Origin of the sequence: Pseudoduganella rhizocola (assembly GCF_045984285.3) — a bacterium.
GTDB lineage: Bacteria > Pseudomonadota > Gammaproteobacteria > Burkholderiales > Burkholderiaceae_D > Rugamonas.
The window spans coordinates 115,120-131,626 of sequence record NZ_JBJQIK030000006.1; the positions used below are offsets into that span (position 1 = coordinate 115,120).

The following is a 16,507-nucleotide window of genomic DNA, read 5'->3' on the forward strand; positions in this document are numbered from 1 at the left end:
CGCCGTGAGCACTACTCCAATCGTCTATAAAGCCCCGGACCTCGACAAGGTGCGCATCCTCGTGGTCGGCGACGTGATGCTGGACCGTTACTGGTTCGGCGACGTGAGCCGCATTTCGCCGGAAGCGCCGGTGCCGGTGGTGCGCATCGAGAAGCGCGAAGCGCGCCTGGGCGGCGCCGCCAACGTGGCGCGCAATGCCGCAGCGCTGGGCGCGCATGCCGGCCTGCTGGGTATCGTCGGCGCCGACGAAGCGGGCACGCAGGTGGAGCAGCTGCTGGAAGGCGGCGGCATCCACAGCTACCTGAAACGCGACGAAGCCATCTCCACCATCATCAAGCTGCGCGTGATCGGCCGCCAGCAGCAGATGCTGCGCATCGACTTTGAAGAGCCGCCAAGCGATACCGTGCTGCGCAACAAGCTGATGCAGTTCAAGACGCTGCTGCCGGACTATAACGTCATCATCCTGTCCGACTATGCCAAGGGATCGCTGGTGAACGTGGCGGACATGATTGCCTCGGCCCGTGCCGAAGGCAAGGTGGTGATGGTCGATCCGAAGGGCGACGACTTCACGCGCTACGCGGGCGCCACGGTGCTCACCCCGAACAAGGGCGAACTGAAACGCATCGTAGGCAGCTGGAGCAGCGAGGAGCAGCTCACCACCAAGGCGCAGAACCTGCGCGCCGAACTGAAGCTGGATGCGCTGCTGCTCACGCGTTCGGAAGAGGGCATGACCCTGTTCACCGCCGACGACAAGTTCCACATCCCGGCCGATGCGCGCGAAGTGTTTGACGTATCCGGCGCGGGCGATACGGTAATCGCCACCATGGCGGCCATGCTCGGCGCGGGCGCCAGCTGGAACGAAGCGGTGCAGACCGCCAACCGCGCGGGCGGCATCGTGGTCGGCAAATTGGGCACGGCGACCGTCACCCGCGAAGAGTTGTTCAACACTTGAGTTAGCTCAAGCATAAACAGTCAACACCAGCCGTATCCTTCACGTTCAAGTGGCTCCGGGGCGTCCCGCTCCGGCCACCTTTCCTGGAGGAAGACATGATGAAGAAGCTGATGATGGCTGTGGCGTTCATCGCCGCAACGATGGGCAGCGCACTGGCCCAGGTTGATGTCAACAAGGCCGACCAGGCCGCGCTGGACTCGGTGAAGGGCATTGGTCCGGCGAAGTCCAAAGCCATCATGGAAGAGCGCGCGAAAGCGCCGTTCAAGGACTGGGCTGACCTGGAAAGCCGCGTGAAAGGCATCGGCGAGAAGAACGCCATCAAGCTGTCCGAAGCGGGCCTGCAGGTGAACGGCAAGTCGCGCGACGGCACAGCGCCTAAACAGGCTGGCAAGTAAGACGGGAAGCCCCCACGCAGGTGGGGGCCATGTTATTTCTCTTCCTGCTCTTGCTGCGCCCTCTGCTTTTCCAGCGCCTCGGCTGCCGCGATAAGTCTATCTGCATTGCGCTTCATCTCTGCTTGTGCAGCTGCAACGCCCGAGCCGGTCTCGAAGGCCGCGAGGATGGTGGCCGTCATCGTAGCGTTCATTGCCCCGATCCCCAGGCCGACGGCGATTCCCGTGCTGATCGCAGTGACGATGATGGTAGTCTTCAGGCTTCTGATCTGTGCCTGTATGTCAGCCACCATCGCTTCGATGCGATCAAAACGTTGCCTGTCCTCGATCTCGCGTTCATTCATCAGGGCGATATAGCCGTCCACGGTAGCCTGAAACGTGGCAGCGCGGCCACTTACTCTTGCCTCAACGGTTGCGATCCTGGCTTCCATCTCATCACGCGACGGGTAGTCCATACGGTACTCCGGGATAGGTTAATCCTAAAATCCGAGTGCCGCTTAAGTATCGTGAAATTCCGCGCCGTATGGTTTGCCGCGGGTCAGTGCTCAGGCGCCGCGAACGGCAGCTTCAATCTTCGCCACGTCGATCTTGCCCATTTCCATCATGGCTGCAAAGGCGCGTTTGGCGACGTCGCCGCCTTGTTTCATGGCCTCGGTCAGCGCGCGCGGCGTGATCTGCCATGACAGGCCCCATTTGTCCTTGCACCAGCCGCAGGCGCTTTCCTGGCCGCCGTTGCCGACGATGGCGTTCCAGTAGCGGTCGGTTTCCGCCTGGTCTTCGGTGGCGATCTGGAAAGAGAAGGCTTCGCTTTGCTTGAAGGCGTCGCCGCCGTTGAGGCCGAGGCAGGGAATGCCGCAGACCGTGAACTCGACTGTCAGAACCTGGCCGGCCTTACCGCCCGGAAAATCGCCGGGGGCGCGGTGCACGGCGCCGACGCTACTGTCGGGAAAGATGCTGGCGTAGAAATTGGCAGCCTCTTCAGCATCCCGGCTGTACCACAGACAGATCGTGTTCTTGTTCATCCTGGTCTCCTATTTAACGGTCAAGGGCAGGTTGGCAAGGAAGGAGTGGATCTGCGAAACAACCGCCGCACCTTCGCCGACGCCTGCTGCCACACGCTTGGTGGAGCCCGCGCGCACGTCGCCGATGGCGAACACGCCTGGCACGCTGGTCTCCAGCGCGGCGCGGTCGGGCATATCGGCAGGATACACGCCTTTGGCGAAATTGGCCTTGCACTGCGCTTTCGTGACGTCGAAGCCGGTGCGGATAAAGCCTTGTGGATCAACGTCAACGCCGCAGTCGCTCAGCCAGTCGGTATTCGGATCGGCGCCGATGAAGAGGAAGAGGCGGCACACGTCGTAGACCTTCTCGCCCAGCGAGCGGTTATTACGCACGCGGACCTGCTTCAGCCCTTCTTCGTCGCCTTCCAGCCCCACCACTTCCTCATGCGTGTGCAGCACGATGTTCGGCGTGGCCTTGATACGGTCGATCAGGTAGGTGGACATGGTCGCTTTGAGCCCGTCGCCGCGGATCACCATATGCACCTTCGATGCATGCGAGGACAGGAAAACGGCCGCCTGGCCTGCCGAATTGCCGGCGCCGACCAGGATGACTTCTTCCGTCTTGCACAGGTTCGCCTCAATGCGCGAGGCCCAGTAGTAAATGCCCTTGCCTTCAAACTGTTTGATGTTGGCCAGCGGCGGCCTGCGGTAGCGCGCGCCGCAGGACAGCACCACGCTCCTGCCCTGTACCTGCGTGCCGTCTTCGAACTCCACGCGCAGAGGATAGGTGTCGCAGATCAGCCGCGCGGCATGCGCGGGAATCGCTACTTCCACGCCGAACTTCTGCGCCTGCACGTAGGCGCGTCCGGCCAGCGCGCTGCCGGAAATGCCGGTCGGGAAGCCGAGATAGTTTTCGATGCGGGCGCTCGCTGCGGCCTGCCCGCCATAGGCGCGCTGTTCGAGTGCCAGCACCGACAGGCCTTCCGAGCCTGCATACACGGCGGTCGCCAGCCCGGCAGGACCGGCGCCGACCACGATCACATCCCATACTTTTTCCGGGTCGAGGTCGGGCAGCAGGCCGAGGCAGCGGCCCATCTCGGCATTGCCCGGGTTCTTCTTCACGCTGCCGTCCGGGCACACCACCAGCGGCCAGTCCTCGGCCGTGGGCTGGTAGTACTCGCACAGCGTGCGCGCCTGCGCATCGGTCTTCGGATCGAGGATGGTGTGCGGATAGGCGTTACTGGTCAGGAAGCTCTGCAGGTAGAACAGGCGGTCGTTGCCGGCCGGCGCCACCAGCACCGGTCCGCCGGAGTTGATCTCCAGCAGGCCCATGCGGCGCAGGATCAGCGCACGCACGATGCGTTCGCCCAGCTCCGCCTCCGCGATCACGAGCGCGCGCAGGTTTTCCGGCGAGATGACGATCACTTCGGTTTCGCCGTTGGCCGTTGCGTTGACGAGGGAAGGGCGGCCCGCCAGTTGCGACACCTCCGCGGTGAAGTGGCCCGGCCCGTGTTCGGTAATGAAGGAGGTATTGCCCAGGCCATCGTAGCGGCAGATCACGATGCTGCCCTTCAGCGTGACCAGCATGCCGAAGCTGGTGTGCCCGGCTTCGAGGATGCGCACCCCGTTGCCGTAAGTGCGCACCGTGCCGAAGCGCGCCAGCCGGTGCATTTCCTGTTCCGTCAGCGTCGGGAACATCTGGTGGCGGCGGCTCTCCAGCGAGGAGTTGGCCACCGGGTCTTGCTTGCTCGCCTCCGGCACCAGCTCAGGGGCAGTCAATCTCATGTTCGCCATTGCGCATCCATAGTCAAAATCGTTCTGCAATCGACTGTAAGTCTAACCGATGGCAGCAGGGCGCAACAGGCGCGTCTTCCCTTTTGAAGAGGGCGCACGATAGAAGAATCCGCTTTACAGCCTGCCATGTAAGCGGTTACATTGGCGGACATTCCAAAAAATAAAAGCAATTTATTGCTCGCTGCGAAATGTAACCGGTTACATTTTGCGGCCGGGACAGGAGATAGCATGGCAGTTACCATCAAGGACGTGGCGCAGGCGGCACAGGTATCCGTCGCTTCCGTGTCGCGCGTTCTGAACGGGCACGACACCGTGACCGAAGAGACGCGCGACCACATCCTGGCCGTAATGAAGAAGCTGCGTTATGTACCCCACGTTGGCGCGCGCAGCCTGAGCACCAGCCTTACCGACACCGTCGGCGTGCTGCTGCCGGACCTGTACGGCGAGTTCTTCTCCGAGATGATCCGCGGGATCGACGGCGCCGCGCGCAGCCGCGGCCTGCACCTGCTGGTGGCCAGCCTGCACGGCGACGCGGACGAAGCGGCAGCGGCGATCCGCACCATGCGCGGCCGCGTCGACGGCCTGATCGTGATGTCGCCCCATGTGGATGCCGAATTCCTGTCCGAACACCTGCCCGAGCACCTGCCCATCGTGCTGCTGAATAACGGCGCGGGCGGCAGCCAGTATTCCTCGCTTTCCATCGACAACTACAGCGCCGCGGCGCAGATGGTGCGCCATCTCGCAGGCTGCGGCCACAAGCGCATTGCCTTTATCACGGGTCCGAAGCTGAACTTCGAGGCCCAGGAGCGCCTGCGCGGCTACCGCGCGGCGATGGCGGAGATGCTGCCCGGCGTTCCCGAACAGATTTTCGAAGGCGACTTCTCCGAGGAATCCGGCGCGCGGGTAGGGCAGCAGCTGGCTGCATCCGGCAAGCGGCCGGACGCGCTGTTCGCAGCCAACGACATGATGGCGATCGGCGCGCAGCTGGCGCTGACGCAGGCAGGCCTGGCCATTCCGCGCGATATCGCGCTGGCAGGCTTCGACGATATTCCGATTGCGCGCTACGTCAGTCCGGCACTGACCACCGTCCGCGTTCCCATTGCGGAACTGGGCGTGCGCGCACTGGAGCGCCTCACGGAACTGGTGGGGCGCAGCGGTGACGGCGCGGCCTCGGCGCAAACGCTGAAGGCGGAGCTGGTGGTGAGGGGATCGAGCAAATAGTTAAACCGGCAGCACAACAAAAAATCAACGGAGACAAACCATGAAAAAGCAATCGCATATCACACCGGGCTTGCGCCTGTCCGTCATGGCAGCTGCGCTGGCATCGGCACTGTTCGCCGCCACGCCTGCCACTGCGCAGCTGAGCACCGCGACCTTGCGTGGCCAGGTCAGCACGGGTACGACGGCCACGCCGGCCGGGACGCCCGTGAGCGCCGTCAACCAGCAGAACGGCTATGTGTACCGCACCACCACGCGCCAGGACGGCAGTTACGTGCTGCCGAATATCGCGCCGGGCGTGTACCAGATCCGCGTGGCTGAGCGCGCCACCGAAACCGTCACGCTGAACGTGGGCCAGACCAGCACCCTGAACCTGAACACTGGCACGCAGACCGTCGTCATCACGGGCGCGGCCAGCCGCCGCGATGTGGTGACGCCGGAAGTGGGCACCACGGTATCGCGCGACCAGATCGAACGCCTGCCGCAGGTAACGCGCAACTTCCTGTCCTTCGCCGACCTCGCGCCGGGCGTGCGTTTCGACGTGGACCAGTCGGGTAATGTAACGCTGCGCAGCGGCGCCCAGAACCAGGACAATGTGAATGTGTTCATCGACGGCGTGAGCCAGAAGAACAACATCCTGCGCGGCGGCGTGTCCGGCCTGGATTCCAGCCGGGGCAACCCCTTCCCGCAGTCGGCCATTGCCGAATACAAGATCATTTCGCAGAACTACAAGGCGGAATTCGACCAGGTGAGCAGCGCGGCCATTACGGCCGTTACCCGTTCCGGCACCAATGAGTTCCATGGCGATGCGTTCTGGGACCACACCGGCACCAACCTGACGGCGAAAGATCCGTTCCAGAAGAAGGCCGAAGCGCAGGGCATCGGCCGTCCATCCTCCAGCCAGGACCAGTTCGGCGTTACGATCGGCGGCCCGATCAAGAAGGATGTGGCGCACTTCTTCATCGCCTATGAAGGCAAGAAGATCGAGGAGCCGCGCCAGGTGCTGGCGCAGAATGCCAACCTGCTGCCGAATACCGGCGTGGTGCCCGGCCTGCTGGCCAAGCAGGGCGCCATCCAGTCGAAATTCGATGAAGACCTCTTCCTGGGCAAGATCGATGCGCAGATCTCCGATGAGCAGCGCATCGAAGCCACGCTGCGCGTGCGCCGCGAGACCGACCTGGTGCCGGAGAACAAGCTGCTCAGCCTTCCAGGCAACGATGTGGCGCGCGATAACAACGAAGACCGCTTCGATATCAAGCACGTCTGGTCGCGCGGCGACTTCGTGAACGAAGCGCGGGTCGGCTACGAGAAGTACACCTGGAACCCGCACTCGTCGGCCACCGAACCTTATGTGAAGTACCTGATCTCGCCCAGCAACACGCCAAATAATGTGAAGGACGTGCTGATCGAAGGCGGTTCGCCGAACGCCCAGTTCCGCCAGCAGAAAGGCCTGCTGCTGCAGGATGACCTTACCTACACCGGCATCAGCAGCCACACGCTGAAGGGCGGCTTCAAGATCAAGCGCATGGAATACGACCTGTCCGGCACCTCGCGAAGCGTGGACATGTATGAAAAACTGATCGACAACGTGACTGGCGTGGCGACCACTACCAAGTTCGATGCCGCGCTGCCGCCGGTCGGCGTGAACTTCAAGAACACGCAGTACGGCATCTACCTGCAGGATGACTGGCAGGCCACGCCGAAGCTGGAGCTGAATCTCGGCATGCGCTACGACTACGAGAACAATATGCTGAACGAGGGCTACGCAACGCCGGCCGACCGCGTGGCAATCTTCGGCAAGCAGGACCCGCGCGATGGCGCGCCCGCAGGGCAGACTTACGCGCAGTCGCTGGCCAAGGGCGGCGTCAATATCCAGAACTTCATCAGCGACGGCAGCAACCGCAAGTCCTTCAAGAACGCCTGGGCGCCGCGCCTCGGCTTCTCGTATGACCTGCAGGGCGACCGCAGCTCGGTGGTGTTCGGCGGCTGGGGCCGTGCCTATGACCGCGCTGTGGCCAATTACGCGCTGGACGAGCTGCAGAAGAACCTGCAGCCGGGCGGCGAAATCTGGATGATGCGCACCGACCACAAGGCGCCATATACCGACCAGTTCAGCCTCGGCCTGCGCCAGGCCATCGGCATCTGGAACGGCGAAGTGGGTTATACCAATTCGCGCAGCCGCAACCAGTTCAACTGGTTCGGCGGCAACCGCGATCCGCAAGGCGGCTGGGGCACCCAGAGCCCGATCGATCCGCTGTGGGGCTCGGTGCCAGGCTTCGGCACGCTGGTCCTGGGCGATTTCGTCAGCCAGGCCAAAACCGAAACGGTCTACCTGAAGATGGAAAAGCCGTTCACCCGCGCCTCGAACTGGAGCCTGAACGCGACCTATACCTACAGCGACGCGCAGATGACCAACAAGGAGTGGAGCAACGATATCTTCAACTGGACCTATGGCCGCTATGCGAATGCCTGGAATCCGTCAACCAACGTCGAGAAGCACCGCCTGGTGGTGGCCGGTACGGCAGGGAACCTGCTGCCATGGGGCCTGATGGTCAGCGGTAAGGCCACCGTGAGCTCAGGCCTGCCTTACCGTATCACCGACTGCCACACGGGCTTCAGCAACTGCGTGTCGATCAAGGGCGACGGGGATAACTTCACCCAGTTCGACCTGGGCCTGGCGAAGGAAGTCGGGTCGCGCTACGGTTCGCTCACCTTCCGCCTGGACGTCATCAACCTGTTCAACAACATCAATTACGGCGGCTATGATGGCTGGGTCGGCGGCCCAAGCAATCCTCCGCAGAACAGCTATGGCGGCGACAACAAGAACGTAGGATTGCAGAACTCGATGGGCGGCCCGATGAGGACCGTGAAGCTGAGCATGCGCTACGCCTTCTGAGGCGCGCGCCATCCGATGTTCGTCCTGCCGTCCTCCAGATGAAGGACGGCGGGGATCCTGTTGCCTGACTTACCCGAGAATTCAGCCATGCTACGTCACATCCTTGCCCTGTTCCTGCTGCTCGCCAGCCTCTGCGGCGGTCCCGCCAGTGCGCGCGACAATACGCTGCCGCCCATGTTCGACGACCTGCAGGAGCGCACCTTCCGCTTCTTCTGGGAGACGGCCAACCCCGCCAACGGCCTGCTGCCGGACCGCTGGCCGACGCCGTCATTTTCCAGTGTGGCTTCGGTCGGTTTCGGCCTGACGGCTTACCCGATCGGCGTGGAGCGCGGCTATATCACGCGCCAGCAGGCGCGCGACCGCGTGCTGACCACGCTGCGCTTTTTCCGCGATGCGCCGCAGGGCGATGCGCCTGCGGGGATGACGGGCTACAAGGGCTTCTTCTATCACTTCCTCGATATGAAGACCGGCGCCCGTTACAAGGATGTTGAGCTGTCTACCATCGATACGGCGCTGTTCCTGGCCGGCGCGCTGTTCTGCCAGTCCTATTTCGATGGCCAGGACGCGCAGGAAACGGAGATCCGCCGCCTCGCCGCCGAAATCTACGCCCGCGTGGACTGGAAGTGGGCGGCGGCCAATGCGCCAGCCGTCACGCTGGGCTGGAAGCCGGAAGAGGGCTTCAACCACTACGACTGGAAGGGCTATAACGAAGCCATGCTGCTGTATGTGCTGGCGCTCGGCTCGCCGACGCACTCGCTCGATCCTTCCGCGTGGAAGGCATGGACCAGCACTTACGAACGCAGCTGGGCCAAGCCTTACAACCGTGAGCACCTGACATTCCCTGCACTGTTCATTCATCAGTACAGCCATGTGTGGATCGATTTCCGCGGCATCCGCGACGAATACATGCGCAAGCGCGGCATGGATTATTTCGAGAACAGCCGCCGCGCCACGCTGGCCCAGCGCGACTATGCCATTGAGAATCCGCTGAAATGCGAGGGCTATGGCGCCGATGTCTGGGGCATTACGGCCAGCGATGGCCCGATCGACAAGGTGCTGGAGTTCAAGGGACAGAAGATTCCGTTCCATACCTATGCCGCACGCGGCATGGGTGGACTGCAGCATTACGACGACTGCACCATCGTGCCGACCGCCGCCGCATCGTCGCTGCCGTTCGCGCCGGAAGTGGTGGTGCCGGCCGTGCAGGCCATGAAGCAGCGCTACGGCGACTTCATCTACGGTAAATACGGCTTCCTCGATGCGTTCAACCCAAGCTTCCAGTACAAGGTGAAGGTGCAGCATGGCCAGGTGGTGCCCGGCAAGGGCTGGGTGGCGGGCGATTATCTGGGCATCGACCAGGGGCCTATCCTGGCGATGACGGAGAATCACCGCAATGACTTCGTGTGGCGCCTGATGCGCAAGAATCCCGCGGTCCGCACCGGCCTGGTTCGTGCGGGCTTTACCGGCGGCTGGCTGGACCGCCAATGATGCGTTTGCGCCTCGTCCTTCCGCTGCTGGCGCTGTGCGGCCTGCTGGCATCCTGCACGCGGCCGGATGACGGCCGCGTCGTGGTCAAGTTCTGGGCCATGGGACGCGAAGGGGAGGTGGTAACGCAGCTGGTGCCGGAGTTCGAGCGCACGCATCCCGGCATCCGGGTCGAGGTGCAGCAGCTGCCGTGGACCGCAGCGCACCAGAAGCTGCTGACGGCATTTGCCGGCGAAGCGATGCCGGACGTTTTCCAGCTCGGGAATACCTGGGTGCCGGAGTTCCATGCACTGAAAGCGCTCATCCAGCTGGATGGCTACGTGGCGCAGTCCCCGCATATCCAGCGCAGCGACTACTTCGACGGCATCTGGGATACCAACGTCATCGACGGCAAGCTGTATGGCCTGCCATGGTATGTGGACACCCGCGCGATGTTCTACAACCGCAAGCTGCTGGCGCAGCTCGGCTACCGCCAGCCGCCCACGACCTGGAGCGAATGGATGAAGGTGATGGAGGCCGTGAAGCGCAAGGTGGGGCCGCAGAATTACGCCGTGCTGCTGCCGAACGAGGAATACGAGACGCTGCTGGGCCTCGCGCTGCAGCAGGACGAGCCCCTGCTGCGCGATGGTGGCCGCTACGGCAACTTCCGCAGCGCCTCCTTCCGCCGCGCGCTGACGCTGTATGCGGAAATGTTCGACAGGAAGCTGGCGCCGATGGAGCGGGTGTCGAACGTGTATCACGAATTCAGCATGAACTTTATCTCCTTCTACTTCTCCGGGCCGTGGAATATCGGCGAGTTCCGCCGCCGCGTTCCGGCAGCGGCGCAGGACAGCTGGATGACGGCGCGGCTGCCGGGGCCGAACGGCTACTCGTCGGCGATTGCGGGCGGCTCCAGCCTGGCCATCGCCAGCAGCTCGCGCCATCCGGAAGCGGCGTGGCAGCTGGTGGAATACCTGTCACGCACGGACGTTGCAGACAAATTCAATGAGCTCACCGGCGATATGCCGCCGCGCCGCAGCAACTGGGATGTGCCGCGCCTGGCGAAGGATCCCTACGCCCGCGCCTTCCGCGAGCAGCTGGAATATGTGAAGCCGGTGCCCAAGGTGCCGGAATGGGAAAACATTGTGGCGGCCATGCGCGTGATGGGCGAACGCGTTGCGCACGGCGCCATCGGCGTGGACGATGCGGTCGTGGAACTGGATGCGGAAGTGGACCGCATCCTCGAAAAGCGGCGCTGGATGCTGGACCGGGAGCAGCGCCAATGAACCGCGAACGCGCCGCCTGGTTCTTCGTCGCGCCGGCCCTGCTGGCCATCGGGGTATTCTTCTTCCTGCCGGTGGGGGCTGCGCTCATCATGAGCCTGACCGATTTCGATATCTATGCACTGGCCGATATCGGTAATCTGCGCTTTGTCGGCCTGCGCAACTACATCGAATTGCTGCAAACGCCGCTGTTCTGGCGTTCGCTCGGCAATACCTTCTATTTCGTGGTGGTGGGCGTGCCGCTGTCGATTGCGGCCTCGCTGGGTGCCGCGCTGCTGCTGAATTCCCGCGTCACGCGCCTGAAAGGGCTGTTCCGTACCGCTTACTTCGCGCCAGTCGTGACTTCGCTGGTGGCAGTGGCCGTGATCTGGCGCTACCTGCTGCACACGCGTTACGGCATGCTGAATTACGGCCTCGGTTTCTTCGGCATCGATCCCATCGACTGGCTGAACGACCCGCACTGGGCCATGCCCGCCATTATCCTGTTCGCGGTGTGGAAGAACTTCGGCTACAACATGATCATCCTGCTGGCGGGGCTGCAGAGCATTCCGCAGGACTTGTATGAAGCCGCGGCAATCGACGGCGCCGGCAGCTGGGCACAGTTCCGCTACGTGACCTGGCCCATGCTGGGGCCAACGGTGCTGATGGTCAGTATCCTCAGCATGTCCGGCTACTTCCAGCTGTTCGCCGAACCCTATGTGATGACGCAGGGCGGGCCGGTGCAAAGCACGGTCAGCGTGCTGTACTTCATGTATGAGCAGGGATTCAAGTGGTGGAACCTCGGCGTGGCGTCGGCCGTTGCCTTCGTGCTGTTCGCGATCATGTTCGCCATTACCCTGCTGCAGCTGCGCTTTGCGAAAGGAGCCGAAGCATGAAGCCATCCTTGAGCAGGGTGCTGCTGCTGAACGGGATCATGCTGGTAGCGGGACTGCTGGCGCTGTTCCCGCTGGTGTGGATGGTGGCCGTATCGCTGATGTATCCCGGCGAAGCAAGCGCCTTCCCGCCGCCTTTCCTGCCGCAGTCGGCCACCATCGCGAACTACCGCGAACTGTTCGGAAAAGAAGGCATCGGGCGCTATCTGTTCAACAGCCTTTTGCTGTCCAGCGCGGCCACCTTGCTGTCGCTGATGTTCAATGTCAGCGCGGGCTATGCCTTTGCCAAGCTGCGTTTCCGTGGCCGCGACCAGCTGTTCCGCACATTGCTGGGCGCACTGGTCATCCCTAGCCAGGTAGCGATGCTGCCGCTGTTCCTGCTGCTGAAGCAGATGGGGCTTGTGAACAGCTATGCGGGCGTGCTGGTGCCGGCGCTGGCTAGCGTATTCGGCATCTTCCTGGTGCGACAGTATGCGCTGTCGGTGCCGGATGCGCTGCTGGAAGCGGCCCGTATCGACGGCGCCAGCGAGTGGCGCATCTTCCGCTCCATCGTGCTGCCCTTGCTGACGCCGATCCTGGTGACGCTCGCGATCTTTACCTTCCTCGGCACCTGGAACGACTTCATGTGGCCGCTGATCGTGTTGACCGACAAGGACTACTACACGCTGCCCGTCGCCCTGGCGTCGCTGTCGCGCGAGCACGTGCAGGATAACGAACTGATGATGGCAGGCTCGGTGCTCACCATCGTGCCGGTGCTGCTAATTTTCCTGGTACTGCAGCGTTACTACATCCAGGGCCTGCTGGTGGGGAGTGTGAAGGGATGAGGCGCTTCATCGGATTGCTGCTGCTGGGGGCAGCTGCCACGGCACACGCGCAGCAGCGCATGCTGGACGACTTCGAGTCGCTGTCGGCCTGGCAGGCGCAGGCTTCGGACGGGGTGAGTGCGGCCGCCCGCAATGCACCGGGTGCGACCGGACAGGCATTGCAGCTGGATTTCGACTTCCACGGCAAAGGCGGTTATGCCTTCGTGCGCCGCAGCCTGCCGCTCGACCTGCCGGAGAACTACGAAATCTCTTTCCGCATACGTGCCGATGCGCTGCCGAACCATTTCGAGTTCAAGCTGACGGACGCCAGCGGCGATAACGTGTGGTGGTACCAGCAGCAGGACTACAAATTCCCATCCGAATGGACCACGGTGCGCTTCAAGAAACGCCAGGTGGCCTTTGCCTGGGGACCGGTGAAAGACAAGACCTTGCGCCATGCCGACCGCATCGAGTTCGTCGTCAGCGCAGGCCAGGGCGGCGGCAAAGGTTCGGTGCTGATCGACGACCTGGCGATCCGCGCGCTGCCCCCCGTGCCGGCGCGGTGGCCGCAGCCGGTGGCTGCGGCCAGCAGCGGCAATGCGCCATCGCTGGCGCTGGACGGCAGGCGCGAGACCGCGTGGGAAGCGCCGCGCGGGCAGCAGTCCTTCACCGTGGACCTTGGCGCACAGCGCGAATTCGGCGGGCTGGTGCTGCACTGGATGGCCGGCCACCACGCCAGCCGCTATGAAGTGGCGCTGTCGGATGACGGTACCCGGTGGCGCACCGTGCGTACGGTGGAGCAGGGCAATGGCGGCGACGACGCCTTGCTGCTGACCGAGTCCGAGGCGCGCTATATCCGCCTGGCCTTGCTGGATGGGCCGGGAAGCTATGCGCTGGCGGAACTGGAACTGAAGGATCTCGCCTTCGGCGCAACGCCCAACAGCTTTGTCGAGGCACTGGCGGCGGAAAAGCCGCGCGGCCAGTTCCCGCGCGGCTTCTCGGGCCAGCAGCCTTACTGGACGCTGGTGGGTGTGGACGGCGGCGCTGCACACAGCGCGCTGATGTCGGAAGATGGTGCGGTGGAGACCATGCGCGGCGGCTTCAGCATCGAGCCCTTCGTGCTGGATGGCGAAAAGCTGCTGGGCTGGGCCGATGTGCAGGTATCGCAATCGCTGCAGGAAGGCTACCTGCCGCTGCCATCGGTGCTGTGGCGCGCGGATGGCTGGACGCTGACCGCCACCGGCTTCGCTGAAGGCAGCCGCGAACAGTCGCAGCTGCTCACGCGCTACACGCTGCGCAACCTGACGGACCAGCCGAAATCGCTGGAACTGGTGCTGGCTGTGCGGCCCTTCCAGGTCAACGCGCCGCGCCAGTTCCTCAACACGCCGGGCGGCTTCAGCGCCATCCGCGAACTGGCATGGGATGGCAAGGCGCTGTCGGTGAACGGCCAGCGCAGGGTCTACGCCGTGCAGGCGCCGGACCGCATACAGCTCTCCGCTTTCGATGCCGGCCTGCTGCCACATGCAGGCGCCGCAACCGCAGACCAGGTCGTGGACAGCACCGGTTTCGCGTCCGCCGCGCTGCGCTACCGCGTGCAGTTGCCGCCGCAAGGCAGCGCCGTGATCGCGCTGGCAGCACCGCTGAGCGGCACGCCGCCGCTGCCGGCCGCCGCCGACATGGCCGCGCACCAGGAGCGCGTTGCAGCGCAGTGGCGCGAGCGCCTGAATCAGGTCGAAGTGCAGGTTCCGGCGCAGGGCCGCCTGATGGCGGATACGATGCGCTCCTCGCTGGCCCATATGCTGATGAGCCGTGACGCGGCCGCGCTGCAGCCCGGCACCCGTTCCTACTTGCGCTCGTGGATCCGCGACGGCGCCATGATGTCCGAAGCGCTGCTGCGCCTCGGCCAGCCGGAGATCGCCGCTGAATACCTGCGCTGGTATGCGCCGTTCCAGTTCTCGAATGGTAAAGTGCCATGCTGCGTGGACCGGCGCGGCGCCGATCCTGTGCCCGAGAACGACAGCCATGGCCAGTTGATCTTCCTGGCGGCGGAACAGTTCCGCTACACGCGCGACCGTGCTGCGCTGGAAGCGGCATGGCCGCACGTGCAGGCGGCCGCCGCCTACATGGAGCAGCTGCGCCAGTCCGGGCGCACGGCACAGAACCGCACACCGGAGCGCCGCGCCCTGTACGGCCTGATGCCCGCGTCCATCAGCCACGAGGGTTATTCGGAAAAGCCGATGCATTCCTACTGGGATGATTTCTGGGCCCTGCGCGGCTACAAGGATGCGGTCTTCATTGCGAAGGCCCTCGGCCGCCACGGCGATGCTGCGCGCCTGGCCCGCCAGCGCGACGAGTTCCGAAAGGATCTCTACGACTCCTTCGCGCATGCCACGCGCCAGCACGGCATCGGCTATCTGCCGGGGGCGGCGGAGCTGGGCGATTTCGATCCCACATCCACCACCATCGGCCTCACGCCAGGGGGCGAACAGCAGCAGCTGCCGCGCGGCCTCCTGCTCGGCACCTACGACAAGTACTGGGAGTTTTTCACGGCCCGGCGCGACGGCAGCAAGGCATGGGAGGACTACACGCCCTATGAACTGCGCAATGTGAGCGCCTTTGTGCGCCTGGGCTGGCGTGAGCGTGCGGAGGAATTGCTGGATTACTTCTACGCCGACCAGCGTCCGCGCGGCTGGAACCAGTGGGCTGAAGTTGTGGGCCGCGATATGCGGCAGCCGCGCTTCCTCGGCGATATGCCGCATGGCTGGATCTCTTCCGACTTCCTGCGCGCGGCGCTGGACTCCTTTGCCTATGAACGCGAACCCGAACACGCGCTGCTGCTGGCCGAAGGCATTCCGCTGCACTGGCTGGACGGGGAGGGCATCGCCATCCGCAAGCTGCGCACGCCGTATGGACCGCTCAGCTACAGCCTGCGCCACAGCCGGGGCAAGCTGCGCCTGCTGGTGGAGCCCGGTACCGCCATTCCGCCGGGCGGCATCGTGCTGCGCTGGCCGTGGCCTGGCGAGCCTGGCGCCGCGCGCCTGAATGGCAAGCCCGTAAGATGGAGCAAGCGCCAGTTCACCGTCCGCAGCCTGCCGGCCATTCTTGAAACTGATATGGGAGACCAGCGATGAAATGGAGCGCCGCCTGTGCACTCGCCTGCATGCTGCACGCCCCCGCATACGCCGAACCCGCATGGAGCACCGCACCGGGCCAGCACGCCGAAACCTTTGAAGGCACCCAGTTCCAGCTCTACCTGCCGCCGCTGAAGGCGGGCGAACGCCTGCCTCTGCTGGTCTTCCTGCACGGTTCCGGCGAACGTGGCGACGACGTGGAGAAGGTCAAGGTGCATGGACCGCCCAAGCTGGCGGCGCAGGGCAGGCAGCTGCCCTTCATCGTCATCTCACCGCTGCTGGGCAAGGACCAGGACTGGGAAGCCGCACGCATCATGGCGCTGATCGGCGCGGCACAGGCAAGGCTGCCGGTGGATCCAGGCCGCATCTATCTCACTGGCCTGAGCCGGGGCGGCCGCGCCACCTGGAATATCGCCGCGCAGTATCCGCACCGCTTTGCCGCCATCGCACCGGTAGCGGGAGGCGGCAAGCAGGAGCAGGCCTGCGCCTTGCGCGAGGTACCCGTCTGGTCCTTCCATGGCGATGCCGACAACGTTGTGCCCATCGCGGGCAACCAGGCCATGGTGGACGCCATCCGCGCCTGTGGCGGCAAGCCCAGGTTTACCGTTTATCCCGGCGTCGGCCACGACTCCTGGACCGCAAGCTATGACAACCCGGAGCTGTATGCATGGCTCCTGAAATACCGCATCGAGGCACCATAA

Annotated in this window: 13 protein-coding genes; 10 read left to right on the plus strand and 3 right to left on the minus strand. The window is 64.0% G+C overall.

The annotated features are described in order from the left end of the window. Positions 1-4 precede the first annotated feature (4 nt). Positions 5-952, plus strand: a complete 948-nt coding sequence (gene rfaE1, locus ACJRPG_RS15135; protein ID WP_408000919.1) for a D-glycero-beta-D-manno-heptose-7-phosphate kinase — start codon at positions 5-7, stop codon at positions 950-952. A gap of 95 nt (positions 953-1,047) precedes the next feature. Further along, on the plus strand, positions 1,048-1,347 hold the full coding sequence (locus tag ACJRPG_RS15140) for a ComEA family DNA-binding protein (RefSeq protein ID WP_408000920.1): 300 nt from the start codon (positions 1,048-1,050) through the stop codon (positions 1,345-1,347). Positions 1,348-1,379: 32 nt separating this feature from the next. On the opposite strand, the gene ACJRPG_RS15145 is transcribed toward ACJRPG_RS15140, so the two are convergent. From ACJRPG_RS15145 to ACJRPG_RS15155, 3 genes are all read right to left on the minus strand, one after another. Then, complete coding sequence (locus ACJRPG_RS15145) at positions 1,380-1,799, minus strand: hypothetical protein (RefSeq protein WP_408000921.1); 420 nt, start codon at positions 1,797-1,799, stop codon at positions 1,380-1,382. 90 nt (positions 1,800-1,889) lie between these two features. Beyond that, positions 1,890-2,366 carry a VOC family protein gene (locus tag ACJRPG_RS15150; protein ID WP_408000922.1) on the minus strand — a complete coding sequence of 159 codons (477 nt, stop codon included), beginning with the start codon at positions 2,364-2,366 and terminating at the stop codon, positions 1,890-1,892. A 9-nt stretch (positions 2,367-2,375) separates the two neighbouring features. Beyond that, positions 2,376-4,130 (minus strand): FAD-dependent oxidoreductase, encoded by a 1,755-nt coding sequence (locus ACJRPG_RS15155; RefSeq protein WP_408000923.1) that lies wholly within the window; start codon positions 4,128-4,130, stop codon positions 2,376-2,378. Between the two features lie 237 nt (positions 4,131-4,367). On the opposite strand from ACJRPG_RS15155, the gene ACJRPG_RS15160 reads away from it, so the two are divergent. The 8 genes from ACJRPG_RS15160 (at position 4,368) to ACJRPG_RS15195 (ending at position 16,507) form a co-directional block, all read left to right on the plus strand. Continuing rightward, positions 4,368-5,360, plus strand: coding sequence for a LacI family DNA-binding transcriptional regulator (locus ACJRPG_RS15160; RefSeq protein ID WP_408000924.1), 993 nt, complete (start codon positions 4,368-4,370; stop codon positions 5,358-5,360). A gap of 40 nt (positions 5,361-5,400) precedes the next feature. Further along, positions 5,401-8,253, plus strand: a complete 2,853-nt coding sequence (locus ACJRPG_RS15165) for a TonB-dependent receptor (protein WP_408000925.1) — start codon at positions 5,401-5,403, stop codon at positions 8,251-8,253. A gap of 87 nt (positions 8,254-8,340) precedes the next feature. Further along, positions 8,341-9,741: a glucoamylase family protein gene (locus ACJRPG_RS15170; protein WP_408000926.1), complete on the plus strand. Its 1,401-nt coding sequence runs from the start codon at positions 8,341-8,343 to the stop codon at positions 9,739-9,741. Continuing rightward, positions 9,738-11,003, plus strand: a complete 1,266-nt coding sequence (locus ACJRPG_RS15175) for a sugar ABC transporter substrate-binding protein (RefSeq protein WP_408000927.1) — start codon at positions 9,738-9,740, stop codon at positions 11,001-11,003. The genes ACJRPG_RS15170 and ACJRPG_RS15175 overlap by 4 nt, the downstream gene beginning before the upstream one ends. After that, positions 11,000-11,875 (plus strand): carbohydrate ABC transporter permease, encoded by an 876-nt coding sequence (locus ACJRPG_RS15180; RefSeq protein WP_408000928.1) that lies wholly within the window; start codon positions 11,000-11,002, stop codon positions 11,873-11,875. The genes ACJRPG_RS15175 and ACJRPG_RS15180 overlap by 4 nt, the downstream gene beginning before the upstream one ends. After that, positions 11,872-12,696 (plus strand): carbohydrate ABC transporter permease, encoded by an 825-nt coding sequence (locus tag ACJRPG_RS15185; protein ID WP_408000929.1) that lies wholly within the window; start codon positions 11,872-11,874, stop codon positions 12,694-12,696. Before ACJRPG_RS15180 ends, ACJRPG_RS15185 begins: the two co-directional genes overlap by 4 nt. Then, positions 12,693-15,806 (plus strand): discoidin domain-containing protein, encoded by a 3,114-nt coding sequence (locus tag ACJRPG_RS15190; protein WP_408000930.1) that lies wholly within the window; start codon positions 12,693-12,695, stop codon positions 15,804-15,806. The genes ACJRPG_RS15185 and ACJRPG_RS15190 overlap by 4 nt, the downstream gene beginning before the upstream one ends. Further along, positions 15,803-16,507 (plus strand): carboxylesterase family protein, encoded by a 705-nt coding sequence (locus ACJRPG_RS15195; protein ID WP_408000931.1) that lies wholly within the window; start codon positions 15,803-15,805, stop codon positions 16,505-16,507. The genes ACJRPG_RS15190 and ACJRPG_RS15195 overlap by 4 nt, the downstream gene beginning before the upstream one ends.